This window comes from Streptomyces tibetensis (assembly GCF_007655005.1).
GTDB lineage: Bacteria > Actinomycetota > Actinomycetes > Streptomycetales > Streptomycetaceae > Streptomyces > Streptomyces tibetensis.
In genome coordinates, this window is the sequence record NZ_SZVW01000001.1 from 83,585 (window position 1) to 107,141 (window position 23,557).

At 70.3% G+C, this 23,557-nt stretch carries 18 protein-coding genes; 5 read left to right on the forward strand and 13 right to left on the reverse strand.

Features of this window, described 5'->3' with window-relative positions; genetic code table 11:
- Positions 1 to 61: 61 nt before the first annotated feature.
- From FDO69_RS00375 to FDO69_RS00390, 4 genes are all read right to left on the reverse strand, one after another.
- Entirely contained in the window at positions 62 to 2,572 is a 2,511-nt protein-coding gene (locus FDO69_RS00375; RefSeq protein ID WP_104777559.1) for a hypothetical protein, read from the reverse strand.
- Positions 2,573 to 2,727: 155 nt separating this feature from the next.
- Positions 2,728 to 3,138 (reverse strand): DUF6113 family protein, encoded by a 411-nt coding sequence (locus FDO69_RS00380; RefSeq protein ID WP_104777560.1) that lies wholly within the window; start codon positions 3,136 to 3,138, stop codon positions 2,728 to 2,730.
- Positions 3,135 to 4,037 (reverse strand): N-acetyl-1-D-myo-inositol-2-amino-2-deoxy-alpha-D-glucopyranoside deacetylase, encoded by a 903-nt coding sequence (mshB, locus tag FDO69_RS00385; protein WP_104777561.1) that lies wholly within the window; start codon positions 4,035 to 4,037, stop codon positions 3,135 to 3,137. Before mshB ends, FDO69_RS00380 begins: the two co-directional genes overlap by 4 nt.
- Before the next feature lie 28 nt (positions 4,038 to 4,065).
- Positions 4,066 to 4,260 (reverse strand): hypothetical protein, encoded by a 195-nt coding sequence (locus FDO69_RS00390; RefSeq protein ID WP_003992731.1) that lies wholly within the window; start codon positions 4,258 to 4,260, stop codon positions 4,066 to 4,068.
- 177 nt (positions 4,261 to 4,437) lie between these two features.
- On the opposite strand from FDO69_RS00390, the gene FDO69_RS00395 reads away from it, so the two are divergent.
- Positions 4,438 to 6,564 (forward strand): S9 family peptidase, encoded by a 2,127-nt coding sequence (locus FDO69_RS00395; RefSeq protein ID WP_104777562.1) that lies wholly within the window; start codon positions 4,438 to 4,440, stop codon positions 6,562 to 6,564.
- Between the two features lie 217 nt (positions 6,565 to 6,781).
- Here the strand turns inward: FDO69_RS00395 and FDO69_RS00400 are convergent, their stop codons facing one another.
- The 8 genes from FDO69_RS00400 to FDO69_RS00435 all read right to left on the reverse strand — a co-directional run bounded on the left by FDO69_RS00400 (position 6,782) and on the right by FDO69_RS00435 (position 18,247).
- Positions 6,782 to 7,930, reverse strand: a complete 1,149-nt coding sequence (locus tag FDO69_RS00400) for an ABC transporter ATP-binding protein (RefSeq protein WP_104777563.1) — start codon at positions 7,928 to 7,930, stop codon at positions 6,782 to 6,784.
- Positions 7,923 to 8,981, reverse strand: coding sequence for an ABC transporter ATP-binding protein (locus FDO69_RS00405; protein WP_104777564.1), 1,059 nt, complete (start codon positions 8,979 to 8,981; stop codon positions 7,923 to 7,925). The genes FDO69_RS00400 and FDO69_RS00405 overlap by 8 nt, the downstream gene beginning before the upstream one ends.
- Before the next feature lie 11 nt (positions 8,982 to 8,992).
- A complete protein-coding gene (locus tag FDO69_RS00410; RefSeq protein ID WP_104777565.1) occupies positions 8,993 to 9,961 on the reverse strand; it encodes an ABC transporter permease in 969 nt (322 codons plus the stop codon).
- A complete protein-coding gene (locus tag FDO69_RS00415; protein ID WP_104777566.1) occupies positions 9,954 to 10,880 on the reverse strand; it encodes an ABC transporter permease in 927 nt (308 codons plus the stop codon). Before FDO69_RS00415 ends, FDO69_RS00410 begins: the two co-directional genes overlap by 8 nt.
- A gap of 146 nt (positions 10,881 to 11,026) precedes the next feature.
- Positions 11,027 to 12,667 (reverse strand): peptide ABC transporter substrate-binding protein, encoded by a 1,641-nt coding sequence (locus FDO69_RS00420; RefSeq protein ID WP_104777567.1) that lies wholly within the window; start codon positions 12,665 to 12,667, stop codon positions 11,027 to 11,029.
- A gap of 605 nt (positions 12,668 to 13,272) precedes the next feature.
- On the reverse strand, positions 13,273 to 15,180 hold the full coding sequence (typA, locus tag FDO69_RS00425; protein ID WP_104777568.1) for a translational GTPase TypA: 1,908 nt from the start codon (positions 15,178 to 15,180) through the stop codon (positions 13,273 to 13,275).
- A gap of 140 nt (positions 15,181 to 15,320) precedes the next feature.
- On the reverse strand, positions 15,321 to 15,971 hold the full coding sequence (locus FDO69_RS00430) for a hypothetical protein (protein ID WP_104777569.1): 651 nt from the start codon (positions 15,969 to 15,971) through the stop codon (positions 15,321 to 15,323).
- Between the two features lie 134 nt (positions 15,972 to 16,105).
- Positions 16,106 to 18,247 (reverse strand): ABC transporter family substrate-binding protein, encoded by a 2,142-nt coding sequence (locus FDO69_RS00435; protein ID WP_104777570.1) that lies wholly within the window; start codon positions 18,245 to 18,247, stop codon positions 16,106 to 16,108.
- A 288-nt stretch (positions 18,248 to 18,535) separates the two neighbouring features.
- Here FDO69_RS00435 and FDO69_RS00440 point away from each other — a divergent pair, with 288 nt between their 5' ends.
- The 4 genes from FDO69_RS00440 to FDO69_RS00455 are packed head-to-tail and all read left to right on the forward strand — an operon-like array spanning position 18,536 to position 22,451.
- Positions 18,536 to 18,826, forward strand: a complete 291-nt coding sequence (locus tag FDO69_RS00440; RefSeq protein ID WP_104777571.1) for a hypothetical protein — start codon at positions 18,536 to 18,538, stop codon at positions 18,824 to 18,826.
- 57 nt (positions 18,827 to 18,883) lie between these two features.
- Positions 18,884 to 19,720, forward strand: a complete 837-nt coding sequence (locus FDO69_RS00445) for a hypothetical protein (RefSeq protein WP_104777572.1) — start codon at positions 18,884 to 18,886, stop codon at positions 19,718 to 19,720.
- Between the two features lie 17 nt (positions 19,721 to 19,737).
- Complete coding sequence (locus tag FDO69_RS00450; protein WP_104777573.1) at positions 19,738 to 21,678, forward strand: fumarate reductase/succinate dehydrogenase flavoprotein subunit; 1,941 nt, start codon at positions 19,738 to 19,740, stop codon at positions 21,676 to 21,678.
- A complete protein-coding gene (locus tag FDO69_RS00455) occupies positions 21,675 to 22,451 on the forward strand; it encodes a succinate dehydrogenase/fumarate reductase iron-sulfur subunit (protein WP_104777574.1) in 777 nt (258 codons plus the stop codon). Before FDO69_RS00450 ends, FDO69_RS00455 begins: the two co-directional genes overlap by 4 nt.
- Here FDO69_RS00455 and FDO69_RS00460 read toward each other — a convergent pair.
- Positions 22,440 to 23,540 carry a glycoside hydrolase family 18 protein gene (locus FDO69_RS00460; protein ID WP_107502201.1) on the reverse strand — a complete coding sequence of 367 codons (1,101 nt, stop codon included), beginning with the start codon at positions 23,538 to 23,540 and terminating at the stop codon, positions 22,440 to 22,442. The two genes, FDO69_RS00455 and FDO69_RS00460, sit on opposite strands and share 12 nt — an antisense overlap.
- Positions 23,541 to 23,557 lie beyond the last annotated feature (17 nt).

Here is a 23,557-nt window from a genome sequence, read left to right on the forward strand (position 1 = left end):
GTGACGGCGAGAGCCCCCGCCCTCATCGGGCAGGGGCTCTCGTACGGCGCGTGGCCGGAGGTCAGTTCGGGTTGGTGTCGATGACTCCGACGCGTTCCGCGGGCGTCTTGCCGCGCAGGGCCTTGCGCAGGGCCGTGACGACGTCCTGCGGCGTGACATCGCGCTTGCCGCTCGCGCCCTCGATCTGCACGCCGTCGAAGGTCGTGCCGTACGCCTCCTGGAGCGCCTTGAGGTTGTACGTGTCCACGAGCTTGCCGTCGACGGCCTTGAAGCTCAGGATCTTCGGCAGCGACAGCGCACCGAACGGGATGCTGTGCGCGGCGTCGGTCTGCACGATGGCCTTGGCCGACATCGCGGGCTGCGCGAAGTCCTTCAGGACCCGGTCGACCTCGGCGTTCGAGATGGTCGGCTGCCGGGTGGTGGTCGGGAGGTTCACCGTGCCGGGCGTGCCGTTCTCCACCTGGGTGCGGTACGCCTCCTCCACCACCGTCGTCGACCTGGCCAGGTCGACGCCCTTGCCGGTCTTGCCGTACACCGGGACCGCCTTGCCGTTCTTGAACTCGATCGTGCCGTCGGTCGACGCGCCGGAGCCGCCCGCCGCCTGCTCCAGGGAGGCGTGCAGCTTCTCCTCGTCGACGGGCATGACCGGCGTGACGACACGGTGGTTGCCGAAGAGCGAGCCGATCACGGAGACCGGGTTGTAGTCGCTCTTCGCCGCCGCGTCGGCCGTGGCGTCCATGTCGAACTGCAGGCCCGCCTTGTCCGGGTCGAGGGCGACGGTCTTGCCGCCCACCGACAGCTTCAGCTCCTTACCGGCGTTCTTGTCGAAGGCCTCGTCGAGCTTCCTGACGGCGCCGTCGCGGGTGGTGCCGCCGATGTCGACGCCGAGCACGGTGGTGCCCTTGGGCACGTCCGTGCGGTTCATCAGCAGACCGGCGCCGTAGACGCCACCGGCGAGGACGACCACGCCGACGGCCAGCAGCACGAGCTTGCTGCGCCCCTTCTTCTTCGGTGCCTTCGAGGAACTCGCCGGGGGCGGCGAGACCGGCTCGGGCAGCTTCGGAGCGGCGTGGGGCACCGGGCCGTCACCGGGGGCGCCCGGGGCGAACGGCGAGGCCCCGCCGGACGGTACGACGGGAATGCCGCTGGTGACGGTGTGCCCGGAGACGTTGTCGTGCCGGGGGCCGTAGCCCGGGCCGTCCGGCGGCTCGGGGGCCGGCTTCTGGGGGGTGAGGATCGCGGTGTCGTCGCTCATGCCACCGCCGGGAGCGGGGGCGCCGGCGAGCGGGCCGGAGCCCGCGGGGCCGCCAGCCGCTCCGGGGGCGCCAGGGCCGCCTATGGCGCCGGGGCCGCCGGGGGCGCCGGCGCCTCCCGGTCGGCCAGGCTTGTTGAAGGCACCAGGAGCTCCGGGGCCGTTGGGCCCACCGGGGCGGCCGGGCTCGTCGAACGCCTCGGGGCCACCGGGCCTGCCCGGGTCACCGAAGCCGCCGGGGCCGGAGGCGCCAGGGCCGCCGGGGCGACCAGGGGCGGCGGGTCCGCCAGGGGCGTTGAAGTCGTGGGGGCCGCCCCGGCCGCCCGGTCCGCCCGGCTCGTTGCCGAAGCCACCGGGAGCGCCCGGTGCGGTGAAGCCGCCGCCACCCTGCCCGCCGGGTGCGTCGAAGCCGCCCGGGCCGCCGGCCGGCGGCACCATCGGGCCGTCGCCGGTGACCGGTCCGCCGGTCGGGCCCGCCGGGCCCTGCGACCCGGGACCGCCGGACGGACCGCCGTAGCCACCCTGCCCGTTCTGCCCGTCGCGGCCGTTCTCGGAGAAGTACGGCAGGTCGTCGCGGCGCGGTTCGCCGCCGCCCGGGGCGGGACGCGAGCCGTTGCCCAGCGGGCCCGCCGCGAGGGCCTCGGTGACGTCGAACGAGCCGGTGCCGCCGCCGTGCCCGGGCGCGACGGGACCGCCGGTCGCGCCGCCCGGAAGTCCGGCACCGTTCGTACCGCCGGACCGGGAGCCGCCCGGCGCGCCCATGGAGCCGACCACACCTCCGGGTCGCCCGGTGCCCGGCCGCGTCGCTCCGGACGCACCGGCACCGGAACCCGGCGCCACGGCACCGGGACCGCCCGAGGCCGGACGCGAACCGCCCGGGGCCCCGGCGCCGTTGGTGGAGTCACTGCCCGGACCGCCCTTGCCGCCGCCCGACTTGCGGGGCGCGAACCAGTCGCTGGCCGGCTTGCCGTCGTCCGGCTGGCCTGGCTCGGCGGGAGGCTCGACCGGTGACGGGGACGGGGCGGTGCCCGCCGTCGTCGGCGCCTCACCGCGGGTGTCGGTGTCGGCCGTGCCCTCCGCCTCCGCGACGGGCTTGCGCACCACCACGGGCGGAATGGGCCGCGACCCGGGGATGTTGATCCGGATCCGGGTCGTCAGCGTGGTCTCGGTCTTGCGTTCCTCCGGCCGCGTGGCGGAACGGCCCGCGTCCGCACCGGCGTCGGGGACCGCCGGAATGCCGTAAGGCGGCGTACCCGACGGGTAGGCGGCTCCGCCGCGCCCGTTGGGCCCGGAGGACGGAGTGTCAGTTTCACGACTCAAGGCAGGTTCTCCCGGTTGGCTCCGCCGCCCGACACAACCTCACGCGGGCAGCTCGGCGGCGCGCACCACCATACTGGCCACTTCTCGCCCGTATCCCGTGACCGCCATGGAAACCCACACCGGACCCCCACGGCCACGTCTGGCGAAGTGGTACGTCACTTGGCAAGTCGGACGGGGCCGCCGTCCGGTTGCCGCCCCGGGGCGAGGGTGGCGCAGATCACAGCCACGGCGATGCCCCCGAGCAGGAAGAGATAGGAGCCGCTCCCCGCGGCGAAGAGGAAGTCGCCCTCGGGACGGCTGGCGGTGAGCAGGACGACGGCGAGCATCCAGCCGGCGGCCGCCGCGACGCCACCCGCCCGGCCGCGGACGACCCATGAGGCGCCCAGGACGGCTCCGGCCTCTCCGGCCAGGGCGAGCAGCAGCCCGCCCGGGAACCACCCGGGCTGCACCAGGGCCCCCGCGACGCCGGCCACGGCGCCGAGCACGAAGAATCCGAGGCAGGCGCCGACGCGTCCTGCGGTGGGCGGGCGCATCGGCTGGGCCAGCATCGGCGTCCGGTCGCTCATGAGGCCTCCTCGAGACCGGCGAACAGGTCCGTCTCCCGCTCGCCGGGGCCCGCCTCGCCGCGCACCAGCTCGTAGTACTCGGTGGTGAGGATCGGCTGGGCGAGTTCGTTGGACAGCACGAAGTACGGCCCGTCCACGGTGATCTGGGTGGCGTGGGCGCGCATCGCGGCGGCCTTGGCGGCGGCGTGGGAGGTGCCGTCGATCACGGTGGTGATCCGCTCCTCGGGCACGACACCCGGGACGTCGTCGACGTCGGCGGCCTTGGTGAAGGCCGTGCCGGGCAGGTCCTCCCTCAGCCGCGCGAAGGACTCCTCCACAACCGGCCGGGGGACCCGGTTCCAGTAGACCTTGGGGATCGGCAGGCCGGCGTCGGCGGTCAGCTCCGCGGCGCGCATGGCGACGCGGTGGGCCTGGATGTGGTCCGGGTGGCCGTAGCCGCCGTTGTCGTCGTAGGTGACGAGAACCTGGGGGCGTACCTCTCGGATCACCTCGACGAGGTGCGCGGCGGCCTCGTCGACGTCGGCCTGCCAGAAGCAGCCGGGGTCGTCGTTGTCGGGCAGGCCCATCATCCCGGAGTCGCTGTAGCGCCCGACGCCGCCGAGCAGGCGGAAGTCCTGGACGCCGAGCTCGGCCATGGCGGCGGTGAGCTCACGGCGGCGGTGCCGGCCCAGAGCGGCGCCCGTCAGGTGCGCGAGCCCGGGCGGGATGACCTCGCCGCGTTCGCCGAGGGTGCAGGTGACCAGGGTGACGTGGGCACCCTCGGCCGCGTACCTGGCCATGGTCGCGCCGTTGTTGATCGACTCGTCGTCCGGGTGCGCGTGCACCAGCAGCAGACGCCTCGCGGAGCGAGGTGGGGGTCCCCCCTGCTCGGAGAGCTTGGGGGAGGGCAGTTCCGTCATGGGACCAGCCTACGAGGTCCCGCGAGGCTCAGAACTTGATGCTGCCGATCATGCCCGCGATGTTCGTCGTCAGCTCGCTGATCGTGGGAGCGACGGTCGAGGAGGCGAGGTAGAAGCCGAGCAGCATGCAGACGATCGCATGCCCCGCCTTCAGTCCCGACTTCTTGATCAGCAGGAAGACGATGATCGCCAGCAGCACCACCGCCGAAATCGAGAGTGCCACGGCGGCTCACCTCCAAAGATCCACGAGGGCGCGGGGGGTCGGACTATGGGGGCATCAAATCCGTACAGCAGCCAGCAGGTTCATACCCACTATGCGTCATTGATCATAACTATCCCTCTGCGCGCATCGATCGGCGCACGGCCGCACAAGGGGGCGCATGGCCAATATGGTCAGGGCATGACGACCGAGCCTCACTCCTTCCCCCGACGGCACGCCCGTACCCAGCGCTTCACGCTCGGCGCGCCGCGTTCGTTCACCGTGGCGCCCGACGGTTCGCGTGTCGTGTTCCTGCGCTCCGGTTCCGGTACGGACCGGGCGAATTCGCTCTGGGTCCTCGACACGGAGGAGGGCGCTGAGCGCGTTGCCGCCGACCCGCGCGCCCTGCTGGGCGGCGCCTCGGAGGACCTCTCACCCGAGGAACGGGCCCGGCGCGAACGCAGCCGCGAGGGCGGGGCCGGCATCGTCGGGTACGCCACCGACACGGCCGTCGAGTTGGCCTCTTTCGCCTTGTCGGGGCGGCTTTTCGCGGCCGAGCTGCGGGCCGGGACGGCGCGTGGGCTGTCCGTGCCGGGCCCCGTGATCGACCCGCGCCCGTCGCCCGACGGGCGGCACATCGCGTATGTCGCGCAGGGTGCCCTGCGGGTGGTGGGCGCCGAGGGAGAGGACGACCGGGCGCTCGCCGAGCCGGAGTCGGAGAATGTCTCGTTCGGACTGGCCGAGTTCATCGCGGCCGAGGAGATGGGGCGTTCGCGGGGCTTCTGGTGGGCCCCGGAGTCGGACCGGCTGCTCATGGCGCGGGTGGACGACACGCCGGTGCGGCGCTGGTGGATCGCCGACCCCGCCCATCCGGAACGGGAGCCGCAGCGGGTGCCGTACCCGGCGGCCGGCACCGGCAACGCGGAGGTGCGGCTGTTCGTGATCGGCCTGGACGGGCTGCGGACGGAGGTCGTCTGGGACCGGGCGCGCTACCCGTACCTGGCACATGTCCACTGGTCAGCGGCGGGCGCGCCGCTGCTGCTCGTACAGGCGCGCGACCAGCGCAGCCAGCTGATCCTGGCCGTGGAACCGGACTCGGGCGCGACACGGATGGTGCACGCCGACGAAGATCGAACATGGCTTGATCTTTTCCCCGGAGTGCCGTGCTGGAGCCCGTCCGGTCAGCTGGTGCGGATCGCCGACGAGGGTGGTGCGCGTGTGCTGGCGGTCGGGGACCGGCCGCTCACCGGCGCGCAGCTGCACGTCCGGGCCCTGCTGGACGTCTCCGCGCACGACGTGCTGATCTCGGCGTCGGCGGGCGCGGAGGCCCCCGGGGAGCCGGAGACGGGCGAGGTGCACGTGTACCGGGTGAACGAGCTGGGCGTGGAGCGCGTCTCGCGGGAGCCGGGCGTGCACGCGGCGGTGCGGGCCGGGGAGGTGACGGTCCTGGTCTCGGCGGCACTGAACCGGCCAGGTTCACGGGTGCAGGTCCTGCGCGACGGAAAACCGACCAGGACTGTCCCTTCGTACGCCGAAGATCCCGGTATGTCCCCCCGCGTGACGCTCACCGAGGGGGGCGCACGCCGCGTCCCGTGCGCCGTGCTTATGCCTCGGGACTACGACGGCGACACCCCGCTGCCGGTGCTCATGGACCCGTACGGAGGTCCGCACGGCCAGCGGGTGGTGGCCGCGCACAACGCCCACCTCACCTCGCAGTGGTTCGCGGACCAGGGCTTCGCGGTCGTGGTCGCGGACGGCCGCGGCACCCCGGGCCGCTCCCCCGCCTGGGAGAAGGCGATCCACCACGACTTCACGCTGTCGCTGGACGACCAGGTGGAGGCCCTGGAGGATCTCGCCAAGCGCTACCCCCTGGACCTGTCCCGGGTGGCGATCCGCGGCTGGTCCTACGGCGGCTGGCTGGCGGGACTTGCGGTGCTGCGCCGTCCGGACGTCTTCCACGCCGGCATCGCGGGCGCGCCGGTGACGGACTGGAGTCTGTACGACACCCACTACACCGAGCGCTACCTGGGCACTCCGGCGGAGCACCCGGAGGCGTACGCGAAGAGCTCCCTGATCACCGCAGAGGGGCTGTCCTCCCCCGCCGAGCCGCACCGCCCCCTGATGGTCGTCCACGGCCTCGCCGACGACAACGTCGTGGTCGCCCACGCCCTGCGCCTGTCCTCGGCCCTGCTGGCCGCCGGCCGCCCCCACGAGGTACTGCCGCTGTCCGGCGTCACCCACATCACCCCGCAGGAACAGGTCGCCGAGAACCTGCTCCTCCTCCAGGTCGACTTCCTGAAGCGCTCCCTGGGCATCACGGCCCCCTGAACACGGCGACGGGCCGGAACGCCTCCCGGCGCCCCGGCCCGTCTACGGCACCCGCACGGCCGTACGCTGACCAGCCTGACGTGTCCGTATATCGGAACCGGGTCGGCGAAGTTGCCTGCGTGTTAACGCAGTTGGCGGGAGTTCGCGGGGTGGAAGCCCGGCCCGACGGCAGCGTTTCCCGGCCCCCTTGGGGATACCGGGAAACGATGCGGTGAGGTCAGGCCGCGTGGACCACGTCCTTTTCCTCGGCGAAGTGGCAGGCGGACTCGTGGGCCGCCGGGGTGTCCTCGCCCTGGAAGCGCTCGGGAATGGCCAGGAGCGGGATCTCCTGGGCGCACTTGTCCTGGGCCTTCCAGCAGCGGGTGCGGAAGCGGCAGCCCGAGGGCGGGTTGGCCGGGGACGGGACGTCGCCGGTGAGGATGATCCGCTCGCGGCCCTCGCGGGACGCCGGGTCGGGGACCGGGACGGCCGACAGCAGCGCCTGGGTGTAGGGGTGCGTCGGGTGGTCGTAGATCTCCGTGTCCGAGCCGATCTCGGCCATCTTGCCGAGGTACATCACACCCACGCGGTCCGAGATGTGCCGGACGATCGACAGGTCGTGCGCGATGAAGAGATACGAGAGGTTGAACTCGTTCTGCAGCTTCTCCATCAGGTTGATGACCTGTGCCTGGACGGACACGTCCAGCGCGGAGACCGGCTCGTCGCAGATGATGATCTCGGGGTTGAGGGCCAGGCCGCGGGCGATGCCGATGCGCTGGCGCTGACCGCCCGAGAACTGGTGCGGGTAGCGGTTGATGTACTCGGGGTTGAGGCCGACGACGTCCAGGAGGTCCTGGACCTTGCGGCGGCGGTCGCCCTTCGGCGCCACCTCCGGGTGGATCTCGAAGGTCTCCCCGATGATGTCGCCCACCGTCATACGGGGGTTGAGCGAGGTGTACGGGTCCTGGAACACCATCTGGATGTTCCGTCGGACCGCCTTCAGCGCGCGCCCGGACAGCTTGGTGATGTCCTGGCCCTTGTAGAAGATCTCGCCCGCGGTCGCCTTCTCCAGCATCATCAGGAGCTTGGCGACGGTGGACTTGCCACAGCCGGACTCGCCCACGATGCCGAGCGTCTCACCCTGGTAGAGGTCGAAGGAGACCCCGTCCACGGCCTTGACCGCACCGATCTGACGCTTGAACAGGATGCCCTGGGTCAGCGGGAAGTGCTTGACCAGGTTGCGCACCTGAAGAATGGGCTCACCGCGTTCGACCGGCGCCTCGATGGCGGCGACGGCCTCCTCGTCGGTGGCCACCTCCACCGTCTCGACCTCGGTGACGTTGGGGGTGGCGTCCATGGACTCGTCCGTCTTGTCCAGCTCAGCCATGGATCGTCTCCTTCCAGAAGTGGCACGCGCTGCCGCGGCCGGGCAGCTCGCCGCCGTCCCGCTCGGTGACCGGGTGCAGCGGCGGGACGTCCGTACGGCAGATGTCCTGCGCCTGCGGGCACCGCGGGTTGAAGGCACAACCGGACGGGATACGCGTCAGGTTGGGCGGCAGGCCCTTGATCGCGTACAGGTCCTGGCCCTTCTGGTCCAGGCGCGGGATCGACTCGAGCAGACCCTTGGTGTAGGGGTGCGCGGGCCGCTTGTACAGCTCGTGCACGGGCGCGGTCTCCACGATCCGGCCCGCGTACATCACGGCGATCTTGTCCGCGACGTCGGCGACGACGCCGAGGTCGTGGGTGATCAGGATCAGGCCCATGTTGTACTCGCGCTGCAGCTCCGCGAGCAGGTCCATCACCTGGGCCTGGACCGTCACGTCGAGGGCCGTGGTCGGCTCGTCGGCGATGATCAGGTCCGGCTCCAGGGCGAGCGCCATGGCGATCATGATGCGCTGGCGCATACCGCCGGAGAACTGGTGCGGGTAGTCGCCGACGCGCTCCTTGGCGGCCGGGATCTTCACGCGGTCCATCAGCTCGATGGCCTTGGCCTTGGCGTCCTTCTTGCTCAGGCCCTGGTGGACGCGGAACATCTCGCCGAGCTGGTAGCCGACGGACAGCACGGGATTCAGCGCGGACAGCGCGTCCTGGAAGATCATGGCGATCTTCCGGCCGCGGATCTTGCGCCGGGCGTCGCCGGACATGGTGAGCATGTCCTCGCCCCGGTACAGGATCTGACCCTGCGGGATCCGCCCGGGCGGCATGTCGAGAATGCCCATGATCGCCTGCGCGGTCACGGACTTGCCGGAGCCGGACTCACCGAGCACGGCGAGGGTCTCGCCCGAGTTCACGGTGTAGTTGACGCCGTTGACGGCCTTGGCCACACCGTCACGGGTGTGGAACTCGACGTGCAGGTCGCGCACTTCGAGCAGGGGGACGTCACCCTCGGCCGCGCCGCGCGGCTCGGGGACGTTCCGGGTTTTGTCGATGGTGGTCACGTACGCCCTCCTCAGCGCAGCTTCGGGTCAAGGGCGTCGCGGACCGCGTCGCCGAGCATGATGAACGCGAAGACGGTGAGGCTGAGCATGCCCGCCGGGAACAGCAGCGTGTGCGGGTTGTCCCGGATCACCTTGCTGCCCTCGGAGATGTCGATGCCCCACGAGATCGTCGGGTCGCTGAGGCCGAGGCCGAGGAACGACAGCGTCGCCTCGGCCGAGATGTAACCGCCGAGGGCGATCGTGGCCACGACGATGGTCGGCGCGACGGCGTTCGGCATCACGTGGCGGAACAGGATCCGCGTGGTGCCGGCGCCGAGCGCCCGGGCCGCCGTCACATAGTCCGCCTGCTTGGCCGTGATCACCGAGCTGCGCATGACGCGGGCGATCGAGGTCCAGCCCAGGAAGGCCAGGGCCAGGATGACCACGTACACCTTGCGCTCGGTGAAGGCGTTCAGGACGACCATCGTGCCGAGCAGGAAGGGCAGGCCGAAGAAGATGTCGACGATCCGGGAGATCACCGAGTCGACCCAGCCGCCGAAGTAACCGGCCAGCATGCCGAGCAGACCGCCGAGCAGCGTGACGGCCGCGGTGACGCAGACGCCGACGAGGATCGAGGCACGGGTGCCGTGGATGACACGCGAGTAGATCGAGCGGCCCTGCTGGTCGTAGCCGAACCAGTCGGGCTGGAAGAGGTGCCCCAGCTCCGGCTTGCCCAGGTAGTGGTGGACGAGGTCGCCGTCACGCGGGTCGACGCTGGTGAACCAGCCGGGGAACGCGGCGATCACGAGCAGCAGGACCAGCAGCACCGAGGAGATCCAGAACATGGGCCGGTGGCGCAGGTCGTACCAGGCGTCGCCCCACAGGGAGCGCGGCTTGTCGCTCTTCTGCGTGCTCGCCTTGCCGGGGGCGTCGACGGCCGGCGGGGCCACGGCGTCCACGGTCGCGGCGTCGGTGGTCTGGGCCTTGGTCACGTCAGGCATACCGGATCCTCGGGTCCAGGACCGCGTACAGCAGGTCGATGAGCAGGTTGATCAGGAGGATGACGAGGACGAGGACCGTCACCACACCCGTGACCGTCGAGCCCTCGCTCGTCTGGATCGCCCTGTAGAGGAGGTTGCCGACACCCTGGATGTTGAAGATGCCCTCGGTGATGACCGCGCCGCCGATGAAGCCGCCGACGTCGGTACCGACGAAGGTGACGACCGGGATCAGCGAGTTGCGCAGCAGGTGGACACCGATGACGCGGCGCCGGGGCAGGCCCTTGGCGAGAGCGGTGCGCATGTAGTCGGCCCGCAGGTTCTCGGCGAAGGTCGTCCGGGTCAGCCGGGCCACATAGGCCATCGACAACATGGCCAGGACGAACGCGGGCAGGAACAGCTGCGAGTAGCTCGTGGAGTCCTGGACGTTGGGCGGCAGCCAGCCGAGTTCGTCGGCGAAGATGAACCGGGCGATGAAGCCGAGGACGAACACCGGGATGGAGATCACCGTCAGGGTGAAGACCAGCACGCCGGTGTCGGCGGCCTTGCCGGCCCGCAGACCGGCCCACGCCCCCAGGCCGACACCGATGATGATCTCGATGGTGATGGCCAGCAGCGTCAGCCGCAGAGTCACCGGGAAGGCGTCGGCCATGAGGTCGACGACCGGGCGTCCGGCGAGGTTGTTGCCGAAGTCTCCCTTGAGGAGGTTCAGCATGTAGTGGAAGTACTGCTCGAGGACGGGCTTGTCGAAGCCGTACTCGCGCTTGATCTGCGCGATCTGTGCGGGATCGGGAGCCTTGTCCCCGTAGATGGCCCGGACCGGGTCGCCCGGCAGGATGTGGACCATCAAGAAGATCAACAGAGTTGTCCCGATGAAGATCGGGATCATCTGGAGCAGTCGCCTGGCGGCGTAGCGCCCCATCTTGCGCCTCCATGCCGTGAGGGGTCGGCGAGGCCTGCGCACTCATCTACCGCAGGTGAGGGGGGTGAGGTGGAGGCCTGTGCCTACGGACCGGCGCCGCCGCTCCCCTTGTGCGGGAGAGGCGGCACCGGTCTGCGGTCGTCTGGTTACTTCTGCTTGACCTGGATGGTGTCGAAGATCGGGTCACCGTCCTGGCCGTACTCGATCTTGCCCAGGATGTTCTTGGACTGACCGCTGTTGACCTTGTAGAACCAGAGCGGAATCGCCGGCATGTCCTTGGCGAGGAGCTGCTCCGCGTTCTGGTACAGCTTCACGGTCTCGTCGATCGAGCTGGCCTTGTCCGCCTCGGAGCTCAGCTTGTCGAACGCCTTGTTGGAGTAACCGCTGGTGTTACCGGCCGCCGTGGTGCCGTACAGGTCGCGCATGAAGTTCGAGTTGACCGGGTAGTCCAGCACCCAGCCACCGCGGTACATGGACTTGACCTGGTCCTTGTCACGCGCGTCGAGGTCGGCCTGGAAGGTCGGCTTCGGGTCGCCGGTGCACTCCACGCCGGTGGACTTGCGGATCGAGTTGCAGACCGCGTCGACCCAGGGCTTGTGGTCCTGGTCGGCGTTGTACTGGATCTGGATCTTGTTGCCCGGGACGCCGCCACCCTCCTGGATGAGCTTCTTGGCCTGGGCCGGGTCGAACTTGACGATGTCGCCGAGCGCGCCCTTCTTGTAGCCGAGGACGCCCGGGGCGACGTAGGAGTCGGCCGGGGTACGCGTGCCCTGGAGGACCGTCTTGGTGATCGTCTGGCGGTCGATCGCCATGGACAGACCCTGGATGACCTTGGGGTCGATGTCCTTGAACTGCTTGGTGTAGAACGCCGGGACGATCGACTGGACGGCCGAGTACGGCTCGTCGATGGCGCGGTCGCCGAGGTCCGACTTGTAGTTCGTCAGCGCGGTGGTCGGGACCTGCTCGATCCAGTCCACGTTGTCCGAGCGCAGGTCCGAGTACGCGGCGTCGGCGGTCGTGTAGTTCTTGAAGTCGATGCCGCCGTTCTTGGCGACGTTCGGGCCCTTGTAGCCCGCGAACTTGCGGACCTTGATGAGCTTGTTGTGCTCCCAGGACACGAACTTGTACGGGCCGTTGCCGACCGGCTTCTGGCCGAAGCCCTTCGGGTCCTTGAAGAAGGCCTCGGGCAGCGGCGCCCACACGTCGTAGCCCAGCTTGTACGCGAAGTACGAGACCGGCTGCGACAGCTTGATCGTGAAGGTGTTGTCGTCGACGACCTTCAGACCCGACATCTTGTCGCTCTTCGGGTCACCCTTCTCCGGGTGCACGTCCGCGAAGCCGACGATGTCGGAGAACCAGCTGGAGTTGGTCTGGTTGTTCTTGATGTTGGCGGACCAGTTCCAGGAGTCCACGTAGGACTTCGCGGTGACCGGGGTGCCGTCGTGGAACTTCCAGCCCGGCTTGAGCTTGACGGTCCACTCCGACGAGTCCTTGTTCGGCGTGACCGACTCGGCGTTGACGTACTCGAGCTTGCCGGTGCCGGGCTCGTAGTCGACCAGGCCGGCGAAGATCGTGCGCAGCACGCGGCTGCCCTGGCTCTCCTTGGCGTTGGCCGGCTGGAGCGGGTTCTGGGGCTCGCTCAGCTGCGCAGTGACGATGCCGTTCGGGTCGGCCTTCCCCTTGTTCATGTCGTCGCCGGCACTGTCGTCGCCGCCGCCGCAGGCGGTGGCGGCCAGGGCGACGACTATCGCCCCCGCGACCCACTTGGCGCTCTTGGCACCGCGCATGGGTTCCTCCTATGAAGTCATTGGTTCACCGCGAAGGGAGCACACGACACATCACGGCCCCCGCCCGTCGCCGGTGCCGGAATTCGTCGAGTGCCCCCGCGCTCGTGAGTCGCGCCGCTGCCGGCTACTGACCCGTACATCCGAGCTCTACGCGCCTAACTATCTGCCAAACGCCAGGACCGAACCACACTCTCGAGGTCTCGGTTCGATCACAGCTCTCGCCTACATCTTCCAAAATCCGGACAAAGGGTTTGGTGAAAGATCCCTGCGAAACGGACTTGTTACACATCTATCGGTGTCGGCTGTCCGCATTCCGGACGCGAGAGTGAGATAAACCGCTTGCGGCGTACCGTGGGTCCCGTGCAGGGTGCCACCGGAGTCTGTCGCGCGCTCAAGAAGCTTGTGCGGTAAGGCCGTTGCGCGTTCCCCGGTACCGGGGAGGCGTGGCGCTTCCGGAGCAGGGTAGTGGGAGAAAACCGCCTCTGACGGCTGTCACCGGCAAATCGAGGGTTTTCCCTACCCCTTCCCTTCGCGTTCCCCCTTCTTTACGCAACGGCACCGGGCACCCCGCATGAGCGGGGTGCCCGGTGCCGTTGTGAAGGGCGTCAGCCGTGCTTGGCGCGGCTCGCGGCGCGGGCACGCTCGCGGGCGTCCAGGTTCACCTTGCGGATGCGCACGGCCTCCGGGGTGACCTCCACGCACTCGTCGTCCCGGCAGAACTCCAGGGACTGCTCCAGCGACAGCTTGCGCGGCGGGACGATCGCCTCGAACGAGTCGGCCGAGGAGGACCGCATGTTCGTGAGCTTCTTCTCCTTGGTGATGTTCACGTCCATGTCGTCGGAGCGCGAGTTCTCACCGACGATCATGCCCTCGTACACCTCGGTGCCGGGGTCCACGAAGAGCACGCCGCGCTCCTGGAGGTTCGTCATCGCGAAGGCGGTGACGGCACCGGAGCGGTCGGCGACCAGCGAGCCGTTGTTACGGGTCTGCAGGGTGCCGAACCAGGGCTCGAAGCCCTCGTGGATGGAGTGCCCGATGCCGGTGCCGCGGGTCTGGGTCAGGAACTCGGTCCGGAAACCGATGAGACCGCGGGACGGCACCACGAACTCCATGCGCACCCAGCCGGAGCCGTGGTTCGACATGTTGTCCATGCGGCCCTTGCGGACGCCCATGAGCTGGGTGACCGCGCCCATGTGCTCCTCGGGCACGTCGATCGTCATGCGCTCGACGGGCTCGTACGTCTTGCCGTCGACCTCCTTGGTGACGACCTGCGGCTTGCCGATGGTCAGCTCGAAGCCCTCACGGCGCATCTGCTCGACCAGGATGGCCAGCGCCAGCTCACCACGGCCCTGCACCTCCCAGGCGTCCGGCCGCTCGGTGTCCAGCACCCGGAGGCTGACGTTACCGATCAGCTCGCGGTCGAGGCGGTCCTTGACCTGGCGGGCGGTGACCTTGCGGTCCTTGACGGCCGCCTTGTTGTCGGCGCCCTTGCCGGTGGCGCCACGGCCGACCAGCGGGGAGGTGTTGGTGCCGATGACCATGGAGATCGCGGGCTCGTCGACCGTGATCAGCGGCAGCGCGACCGGGTTCTCCGGGTCGGCCAGGGTCTCGCCGATCATGATGTCCGGGATACCGGCGACCGCGCAGATGTCACCGGGGCCCGCCATCTCGGCCGGCTTGCGGGTGAGCGCCTCGGTCATCATCAGCTCGGAGATGCGGACGTTGCTGACGGACCCGTCACGCTTCATCCACGCGACCGTCTGGCCCTTGCGCAGCTCGCCCTGCTCGACGCGGAGCAGCGCGATACGGCCGAGGAAGTTGTCGGCGTCCAGGTTGGTGACGTGGGCCTGGAGCGGGCCGCCCTCGTCGTAGGTCGGGGCCGGGATGTGCTCCAGGATCGTGGAGAAGAACGGCTCCAGGCTGGTGGAGTCCGACGGGACCGTGCCGTTGTCCGGCTTGGTCAGCGAGGCGATGCCATCGCGGCCGCAGGCGTAGACGATCGGGAACTCGATCTGCTCCTCGTCGGCGTCCAGGTCGAGGAAGAGGTCGTAGGTCTCGTTGACGACCTCGTCGATCCGGGAGTCCGGGCGGTCCGTCTTGTTGATGCACAGGATGACGGGCAGGCGCTGCTGGAGCGCCTTGCGCAGCACGAAGCGGGTCTGCGGGAGCGGGCCCTCGGAGGCGTCCACGAGCAGGACGACACCGTCGACCATCGACAGACCGCGCTCGACCTCGCCACCGAAGTCGGCGTGGCCGGGGGTGTCGATGATGTTGATGGTGATGACGTCCCCCCCGTCCTTCGGGTGGTACTTCACCGCCGTGTTCTTGGCCAGGATCGTGATGCCCTTCTCACGCTCCAGGTCGTTCGAGTCCATCATGCGGTCGTCGACGCCTTCGAGCTGATGCGCGGCGAAGGCACCGGCCTGCTTCAGCATGCCGTCGACGATGGTGGTCTTGCCGTGGTCGACGTGGGCGACGATAGCGACGTTGCGGATGTCGTGGCGCGTGGCCATAAAAGGCGTACTCCCGGAGTAGTGAATGCCCTGCGCGTACATCGGTGGTGCGCGGGCCCTGCCGGGCTCAACATGCCACGGCCTCACCCCATGGTACGGGGCTGCGGCCGCAGGGGTTAGCCGGGATACGTCGGTGCAGGTCAGGCCGGTCCGCAGGAGCGCCGGGCGACCTCCCGGGCCACGGGTGAGTCCGGGCGCACCTCACAGTCGGTCAGGACGGCGAAGTCGACCGTCCAGTTCCGGGCGTGGCCGGAGACGGTCCTGCCGTCCGGGCAGCGGTAGCGGAAGTCCGCCGCCACCTCCCTCACACCGGCGTACTGGATGTACTCGCCCGCCGCGTCGGGCTTGATGCGGTCGGTGTCGAGCTCCGGGGCCGGTTGCCGGACGTCGGTGAACGGCCAGGTCTCGCCCGCCTCCGCCAAGGTGCGCGCGTCGGAGTCGATCTCGCCGGCCTTCTTGCCGAGCGAGAAGAGGATCTCCGCGGGGGACGGGGCCGGTCCGTCGGCGCGTACCGAGGGGCTGGGGGTGTACACCCGCCGCATCGGGTTCCGCAGGGGACCACCGCCCTTACCGAGCCGCTCCAGGTCGGAGACGCCGGTCAGCCGGTCCCGCTCGGTGAGGTGGGACCAGGTGAAGGTTCCGTTCGCGCAGGCCCTCGCGACGGGCTTGTCCGTCCTGCGGCCCTGGTCGGCGTCGTTCCCGCCCGAGCCCCCCGTACAGGCCGCCACCCCCGCCACCAGCACCCCGATGACCAGCCCGGCCCTGCAGACCCGCCCCGCCATGCCGTGCATCCCCCGGCTCCCATCCCCCCGCGTACGGACGCCCGGCGTCCGCACCATGATCACTGCTGGTCTCATGGTGGGGACGCCGGGCGTGGGACGGCAAGGCGTTTGAGCGTTTCCAGAGCTATGAGGCGTTCCCAGAGCTACGGGGCTTTCGAGCCTTTCACCGACGGGCCCGCCGCCGGCTTCGCGCCCTTCTTCAGGAAGCCCATGTCCTCGTAGACCGGCGTGCCGAGGCCGAAGGCGCCGGTGTTGACCAGGTTCTTGCGGGCCGCCAGGAGCTGGGGGCGCTGGAAGAGGGGGATCGAGCCGGCCGCCGCCCAGATCCGGGAGTCGGCCTTACGAAGCAGGGAGCGGGACTCGCTCTCGTCGAGGGTGGCCACGGCCTCGTCGAAGAGCTGGTCGACCTGGTCGGTGCCGACGCGGGTGTAGTTCTGCTCGACGTTCAGCGAGCCGTCGGCGGCCGGGACGGGCTTGGCGTAGACGGGGCGGGCGTCGGTGGCGGGGAACGCCGTGGCGGGCCAGGAGTACAGGGCGAGGTCGTACTGGCCGGAGGCGATGTGGTCCTTGAAATAGGACTCGTCGGAGACCTTGGAGATCTCGGTGGTGATGCCGACGCGCTCCAGCATGCGGGAGATGCGGTCCGCGACCGTGCGCAGCGTCTGGGAGCCGGGCCCGGAGGGCAGCACGAAGCGGAGCGTGAGGGGCTTGCCGTTCTTGGCGAGCGGGGCGGCCTCCTGGTTCGCCGGGGCGGCGGTGCCGCGGGGGGCGTACGCCCCGGGCCGGCCACCCTGGTGCGCGTACTGCTTGCCGTCCCGGGCGACGTGCTCCGCGGGGTCCGGTCCGCGCCGCGCCTTGTCGTCCTCGCCGGTGTCGTCGGCCTTGCCGCCCTCGGGACCGGCCGCCTTCTCCTTCTTCTTCTCCTCCTTGACCGGGCCGCCGCGCACCCACCCGGCGTCCGCGAGCAGCGCCTGGGCCTCCTTGGTGTCCTGGTCGCCGAGGGCGCCGCTGTTGTCCGCGTAGGCGGCCTGGCCGGACAGGGCGAGGTGGCTGCCGACCGGGACGGCGGGCAGGCCGAGGGGTCCGAGGACGACCCGGGCGAGTTCCTTGCGGTCCAGGGCGCGGGCGACGGCCCTGCGGACGCGTTCGTCGGTGAGCGGGCCCTCGGCGCCGTTCAGGGCGAGCTGGGTGTAGGCGGGCTCCAGGGACTTGCGGACCTCGAAGCCGCTGAGGGCCTGCTGCTGCCTGGCGTACTTGGCGGCCGCCTTGCGCAGCTTCTTGCGGGCGACGATCTCCTCGTCGGCGGCGTCCTCGTCGGAGCCGTTGGCCCGGGCCCAGGACTCCAGGGAGTCCGCGGCGGACCGGTCGGCGCCGGGGCCCATCAGCGGGCTGGTGGAACTCTGCGGGCGGGCGGCGACGGTGATGCGGCGGGCCGCCGTGGGGTCGATCTCGGCCAGGTCGAGGTCGCCGGCGGCCAGCTCGGCGGCCCGCTTGTCGCGCGGGACGGTGCGCAGCACGATCTCGGAGAGTTTGGCCGGCTTGCCCCACCAGCGCGGGCTGCGGGCGAGGGTGATCTCCTCGTCCTTGTGGTCGACCTCCTTCACCGTGAAGGGTCCGGCGCTGACCTTGAGCTTCTTGCGGGCCCCGTCGTTGAAGGAGTCCGGGGTGCCCATGACGTCCTTCGGGTACAGCGGGGAGAACAGCGAGCGCCAGTCCGCGTAGGGGCGGCTGAAGGTGACCCGGACCTCCAGGGCGTTGTCGCCGCGCTCGATCTTCTGGATGCGGTCGTAGCCGGCGTTGCGGGCGGTCCAGTAGGCGGTGTTCTTGCCGGACAGGGCGCGCCACTGGGCGGCGAAGTCGGCGGCGCCGATCTCCCGGCCGTCGCTCCAGACGGCCTGCTGGTTGAGCTTGTACAGGACGACCTGCTTGGGCTCGGTGTCGACGACCTCGGCGGACTCCAGGTAGTCGGGGTTGCGCTCCGGGCGGCCGGAGGCGTCCAAGCGGAACATCGACGGCAGGACGGCCTGGGCGACGCGGGCAGTGGTGGCGTCGGCGTCCGACTGGAAGGTGTTCAGCGTGTCGGGGACGGAGTCGACGGCCCAGCGCAGGGTGCCTCCGTCGGTGATCCGGTCGCGGGGGGCGGGCTGGATGTCCTGCCCGGCGAGCGGCTTGCCGGACGGGTCGTCGGAGCCGCATCCGGCGAGCGCGGGCACCGCGAGCACGCCCGCGGTGAGGAAGGCGACCGAGCGCATGACCGCGCGCGGGCCGACGCCGTGCTGGGACATCTGTGCTACCTCCGGGAAGCCGCGGGCGTTATGATCACGTTTGGCGGTATTTGGCGTTCATCTGATGTATGCGGCCACTGAAGAGGAAAGGGTTCGGCAACACAGGGCGACACGGCGGTCACGGACGGGAAGTCACCCGTGCGGCGCAACGCACCGCGCAGTGCACCCGTACGCCTCGGCCAATCGATGCACATCCCTTCACAGCACAAGGTGTGACGCGCAACACTCGCAGGCGCATGAGCGTTGCCGCCTTGGGCCACGAAGGACCCGCGGAAGTGAGGGCAAGTCATGTCCGTTCACGACGAACTGACGTCAGTCCAGCGCAGTCTCGACGAAGTGTTCCGATCGCTGGGGCGCCTGGAGAAGCAGCTCGGCACCGGCGGCCTGGAGATGCGCCGCGTCCGAGCCGACGCCAACCACCTGCGCGAGAGCGTCGCCCTGCTGCGCGACGCCGCCGCGTCACCGTCCGCGCCGACCCGCCCCGAGCTGGTCACCATCTCGGACACGCCGTACGACTCCGCCCTGTGGAGCGACTCGGACGACGAGGGGCTCGGCGCCCGGGACCGGCGCGCTCCCTGACCCGGGGAGGAGTCGAGCGCGACCGGCACCTCCCCCGAACCCGACCGGAGTCGTCACGTGGCCACTGGTACGGAACCCCCTGCCACCGAACCCAGACCTGAGAGCGGCGGTGTCCGGGGCGCTGCGCGGGCCGCGATCGCCGCCCCGCACCTGCGCACCGACCGCTGGTGGCTGGCCCCGGCCGGCACCGCCGCGGGCCTGCTCGCCTTCATCGTCTACTCGACCTGGCGGGCCTTCGCGAACACCGGCTACTACGCGGCGCCGTACGTCTCGCCCTTCTACTCCCCGTGCCTGGCGGAGAACTGCGAGCCGATGCGGTCCGGCCCGAACTGGGAGATCTTCGGGAGCTGGTGGGGCATCTCCCCCGCGATCATCATCCTGATCTTCCCGCTCGGCTTCCGCCTGACCTGCTACTACTACCGCAAGGCCTACTACCGGGGCTTCTGGGCGTCCCCGCCGGCCTGCGCGGTCGCCGAGCCGCACAAGAAGTACACCGGCGAGACCCGCTTCCCGCTGATCCTGCAGAACATCCACCGGTACTTCTTCTACGCCGCCCTCGTGGTCGCCGGGATCCTGACCTACGACACCGTGCTCGCCTTCCGCGACGAGACCTACGCGTGGGGCCACATGGGTCTCGGCACGCTCGTGTTCCTGGTCAACATCGTGCTGATCTGGGCGTACACGATCTCCTGCCACTCCTGCCGGCACATCGTCGGCGGCAAGCTCAAGCACTTCTCCAGGCATCCCGTGCGCTACCGGATGTGGCAGTGGGCGGGGAAGCTCAACGCCCGGCACATGCAGCTCGCCTGGGCGTCGCTGGTGAGCGTGGCGCTCGCCGACTTCTACGTCTACCTGGTCGCGTCGGGTGCCTTCGACGATCCGCGCTTCTTCTAGAGGGATGAGGCCTTCTGATGTCCGTGGTCGACCGGCAGGAGTGGGACGTCGTCGTGGTGGGCGCGGGCGGTGCCGGGCTGCGCGCCGCCATCGAGGCCCGCGAGCGGGGCGCCCGTACGGCCGTGATCTGCAAGTCGCTGTTCGGCAAGGCGCACACGGTGATGGCCGAGGGCGGCATCGCGGCGGCGATGGCCAACGCCAACGAGAACGACTCCTGGCAGGTGCACTTCCGCGACACCATGCGCGGCGGCAAGTTCCTCAACCAGTGGCGGATGGCCGAACTGCACGCCCAGGAGGCACCGCAGCGGGTGTGGGAGCTGGAGACCTGGGGTGCGCTCTTCGACCGTACGAAGGACGGCCGGATCTCCCAGCGCAACTTCGGCGGGCACGAGTACCCGCGCCTCGCGCACGTCGGTGACCGTACCGGCCTGGAGCTGATCCGCACGCTCCAGCAGAAGATCGTCTCCCTCCAGCAGGAGGACCACAAGGAGACCGGCGACTACGAGTCCCGGCTGAAGGTCTTCCAGGAGTGCACGGTCACGCGCGTGCTGAAGGAGGGGGGCCGGGTCTGCGGGGTCTTCGCCTACGAGCGCGAGTCGGGCCGCTTCTTCGTGCTGGAGGCACCCGCCGTGGTGATCGCCACCGGCGGCATCGGCAAGTCCTTCAAGGTGACGTCGAACTCGTGGGAGTACACGGGCGACGGCCACGCGCTGGCCCTGCTCGCGGGCGCTCCCCTGCTGAACATGGAGTTCGTGCAGTTCCACCCGACCGGCATGGTCTGGCCGCCGTCGGTGAAGGGCATCCTCGTCACCGAGTCGGTGCGCGGCGACGGCGGGGTGCTGCGCAACTCCGACGGCAAGCGGTTCATGTTCGACTACATCCCCGACGTCTTCAAGGACAAGTACGCCGAGACGGAGGAGGAGGGCGACCGCTGGTACGACGACCCGGACCACAACCGGCGCCCGCCCGAGCTGCTCCCCCGTGACGAGGTCGCGCGGGCGATCAACGCCGAGGTGAAGGAGGGGCGCGGCTCCCCGCACGGGGGCGTGTTCCTCGACGTGTCGACGCGGATGCCCGCCGAGGTCATCAGGCGCCGGCTGCCGTCGATGTACCACCAGTTCAAGGAGCTGGCGGACGTCGACATCACGGCGGAGGCGATGGAGGTCGGGCCCACCTGCCACTACGTGATGGGCGGGGTCGCGGTCGAGTCCGACACGGCGGCCGCGCGCGGGGTGCCCGGGCTGTACGCGGCCGGTGAGGTGGCCGGCGGTATGCACGGCTCCAACCGGCTCGGCGGCAACTCCCTGTCCGACCTGCTGGTGTTCGGCCGCCGGGCGGGCCGACACGCGGCCGAGTACGCGGCCGGTCTGGCCGGGGCGCGGCCCGTGGTGGACGACGTCCAGATCGACGCGGCTGCGGCGGAGGCGCTGCGGCCCTTCTCGGCCGAGGCGGAGATCGAGGAACCGTCGGGGGGCCCGCCGGAGAACCCGTACACCCTGCACCAGGAGCTCCAGCAGACGATGAACGACCTGGTCGGCATCATCCGCCGGGAGCCGGAGATGGAGCAGGCCCTGCAGAAGCTGGCCGAGCTGCGGCTGCGGGCGCGCCGGGCCGGGGTCGAGGGGCACCGGCAGTTCAACCCGGGCTGGCACCTCGCCCTGGACCTCAGGAACATGCTGCTGGTCAGCGAGTGCGTGGCGCGGGCCGCGCTGGAGCGCACCGAGTCGCGCGGCGGGCACACGCGTGAGGACCATCCGGGGATGGACCGCACGTGGCGCCGGATCAATCTGCTGTGCGCGCTCACCGACCCCACGGGCGGCCTGGGGGCGACGGACCCGGTCCGCGGCCAGATCGCCCTCACCCGTGAGACCACCGAACCCGTCCGTGACGACCTGCTCGCCCTGTTCGACAAGGAGGAGCTGGTCAAGTACCTCGCCGAAGAGGAGCTCCACGAATGAGCGGCTATACGGCCCACTTCAAGGTGTGGCGCGGGGACGTGGACGGCGGCGGCCTTGAGGACTTCGGGGTCGAGGTCAACGATGGTGAGGTGGTGCTCGACATCATCCACCGCATCCAGGCCACCCAGGCGCCCGACCTCGCCGTGCGCTGGAACTGCAAGGCGGGCAAGTGCGGTTCCTGCTCGGCTGAGATCAACGGCCGTCCCCGGCTGATGTGTATGACGCGCATGTCGGTCTTCGACCGGGCGGAGATGATCACGGTCACGCCCCTGCGCGCCTTCCCGGTGATCCGCGACCTGGTCACCGACGTCGGCTTCAACTACCAGAAGGCGAGGGAGGTGCCGGCGTTCGTCCCGCCGGCCGGTGTCGCTCCGGGCGAGTACCGGATGAGGCAGGAGGACGTGGACCGCTCGCAGGAGTTCCGCAAGTGCATCGAGTGCTTCCTGTGCCAGGACACCTGCCACGTGGTCCGCGACCACGAGGAGAACAAGCAGGCGTTCGCCGGGCCGCGTTTCCTGATGCGGGTCGCGGAGCTCGACATGCACCCGCTGGACGCGGCGGCGGAGTCCGGCCTGGACCGCAAGGCCACCGCCCAGGACGAACACGGCCTCGGCTACTGCAACATCACCAAGTGCTGCACGGAGGTCTGCCCCGAGGGCATCAAGATCACGGACAACGCGCTGATCCCCCTGAAGGAGCGGGCGGTCGACCGCAAGTACGACCCGCTGGTGTGGCTGGGCTCGAAGATCAGGAGGCGCTCCTCAGCAGGCTGAGCACCCGCTGACCCAGTCCTCCTCGTACGCTCGCCAGTTCGCCTCGGTCGCCGCGTAGTCGATGTACAGTGCGACGCCGAAGCGGGCCCGGTCCGCGTCCGTGCGGGACAGGCCGAGGCGGACGCCCCGGACCGCCGCGGGCACCGTCTCGGCGTGGCCCCAGTGGCTGACGTCGTTCTCCCAGTAGAAGGGCAGGCCCATCAGCAGGTCGGTGGAGGGCGGGGTGACCTCCAGGGCGAGAGAGGTCTGCTGGGCGACATAGCCGCCGTAGGTGCTCTCCAGGGGCTGCGCGGTGTCGTACGACATCACGGCGATCTGGTCGACGCGGCGGGCGACCTGGCCGAAGAACTCCTGCGACCACCACTTGGGGTGGCCGGTGAGACCGCCACGCAGGGTGTGCAGGCCGGGGAGCGGGTCGATCTGGTGGGCCGCGACGGAGAGCAGGGCGTCCCGGGAGCGGGTCTCGCGGTGCAGGGCGTCGAGGAGGCGCAGGTAGTTCCGGTCGCCGGAGTGCAGGGGTTCGAGGTCGAGGTGGACACCGTCGTAGCCGAGGTCCAGGATCCGGCGGGTGGAGCGGAGGACGGTGCCGCGCGTTGTCGGGTCCTCCAGCCTCATGCCCTCGTCGCCCTCGGTGGCGACGACGTCCCCCAGGAACGCCTGGACGCGGACGCCGGGGAGCTGGTCGTGCACGGCGTCGATGAACCAGCGCGCTCGGGGGTGGACCGACGCGGGGAGCGTGCCGTCGTGCTCCAGCGGTCCCGAGTGGACGTACAGGTCGCGGATGCCGCTGTCTCGCAGACGGCGGGCCAGGGCGGTGACGTCGGCATCCTTCTTGCGCCCGTCGACCCAGGCGTGGCCCAGCCAGAGGGCGTCACGGCCACGGCTGTGGGTGCCGTCGGCCGGATCGCCCATGTAGGTGATCCTGAGGGCTGTCAGCACGGAGAGGAGCGGGAGCAGCAGGAGCAGGGCGAGGCCGACGGCCGTGCGTCTGATCCAGCGCCGGCGTCTCGCACCGCTCCGCGGGCCGGGCGCGGCGTCCCCGTGCGGCGCTGAGGAGTTCTCGCTGCCGGCGACTTCCGTGCGGCCCATGCCGTCTCCCCCCGGTG

Bases quoted from the DNA above. Each gene is read 5' to 3' on its own strand.
- FDO69_RS00380 (WP_104777560.1), bottom strand. From the start codon at position 3,138: ATGAGCGACCGGACGCCGATGCTGGCCCAGCCGATGCGCCCGCCCACC.
- mshB (WP_104777561.1), bottom strand. From the start codon at position 4,037: ATGACGGAACTGCCCTCCCCCAAGCTCTCCGAGCAGGGGGGACCCCCA.
- FDO69_RS00395 (WP_104777562.1), top strand. From the start codon at position 4,438: ATGACGACCGAGCCTCACTCCTTCCCCCGACGGCACGCCCGTACCCAG.
- FDO69_RS00400 (WP_104777563.1), bottom strand. From the start codon at position 7,930: ATGGCTGAGCTGGACAAGACGGACGAGTCCATGGACGCCACCCCCAAC.
- FDO69_RS00410 (WP_104777565.1), bottom strand. From the start codon at position 9,961: ATGCCTGACGTGACCAAGGCCCAGACCACCGACGCCGCGACCGTGGAC.
- FDO69_RS00415 (WP_104777566.1), bottom strand. From the start codon at position 10,880: ATGGGGCGCTACGCCGCCAGGCGACTGCTCCAGATGATCCCGATCTTC.
- FDO69_RS00420 (WP_104777567.1), bottom strand. From the start codon at position 12,667: ATGCGCGGTGCCAAGAGCGCCAAGTGGGTCGCGGGGGCGATAGTCGTC.
- typA (WP_104777568.1), bottom strand. From the start codon at position 15,180: ATGGCCACGCGCCACGACATCCGCAACGTCGCTATCGTCGCCCACGTC.
- FDO69_RS00430 (WP_104777569.1), bottom strand. From the start codon at position 15,971: ATGCACGGCATGGCGGGGCGGGTCTGCAGGGCCGGGCTGGTCATCGGG.
- FDO69_RS00435 (WP_104777570.1), bottom strand. From the start codon at position 18,247: ATGTCCCAGCACGGCGTCGGCCCGCGCGCGGTCATGCGCTCGGTCGCC.
- FDO69_RS00440 (WP_104777571.1), top strand. From the start codon at position 18,536: ATGTCCGTTCACGACGAACTGACGTCAGTCCAGCGCAGTCTCGACGAA.
- FDO69_RS00450 (WP_104777573.1), top strand. From the start codon at position 19,738: ATGTCCGTGGTCGACCGGCAGGAGTGGGACGTCGTCGTGGTGGGCGCG.
- FDO69_RS00455 (WP_104777574.1), top strand. From the start codon at position 21,675: ATGAGCGGCTATACGGCCCACTTCAAGGTGTGGCGCGGGGACGTGGAC.
- FDO69_RS00460 (WP_107502201.1), bottom strand. From the start codon at position 23,540: ATGGGCCGCACGGAAGTCGCCGGCAGCGAGAACTCCTCAGCGCCGCAC.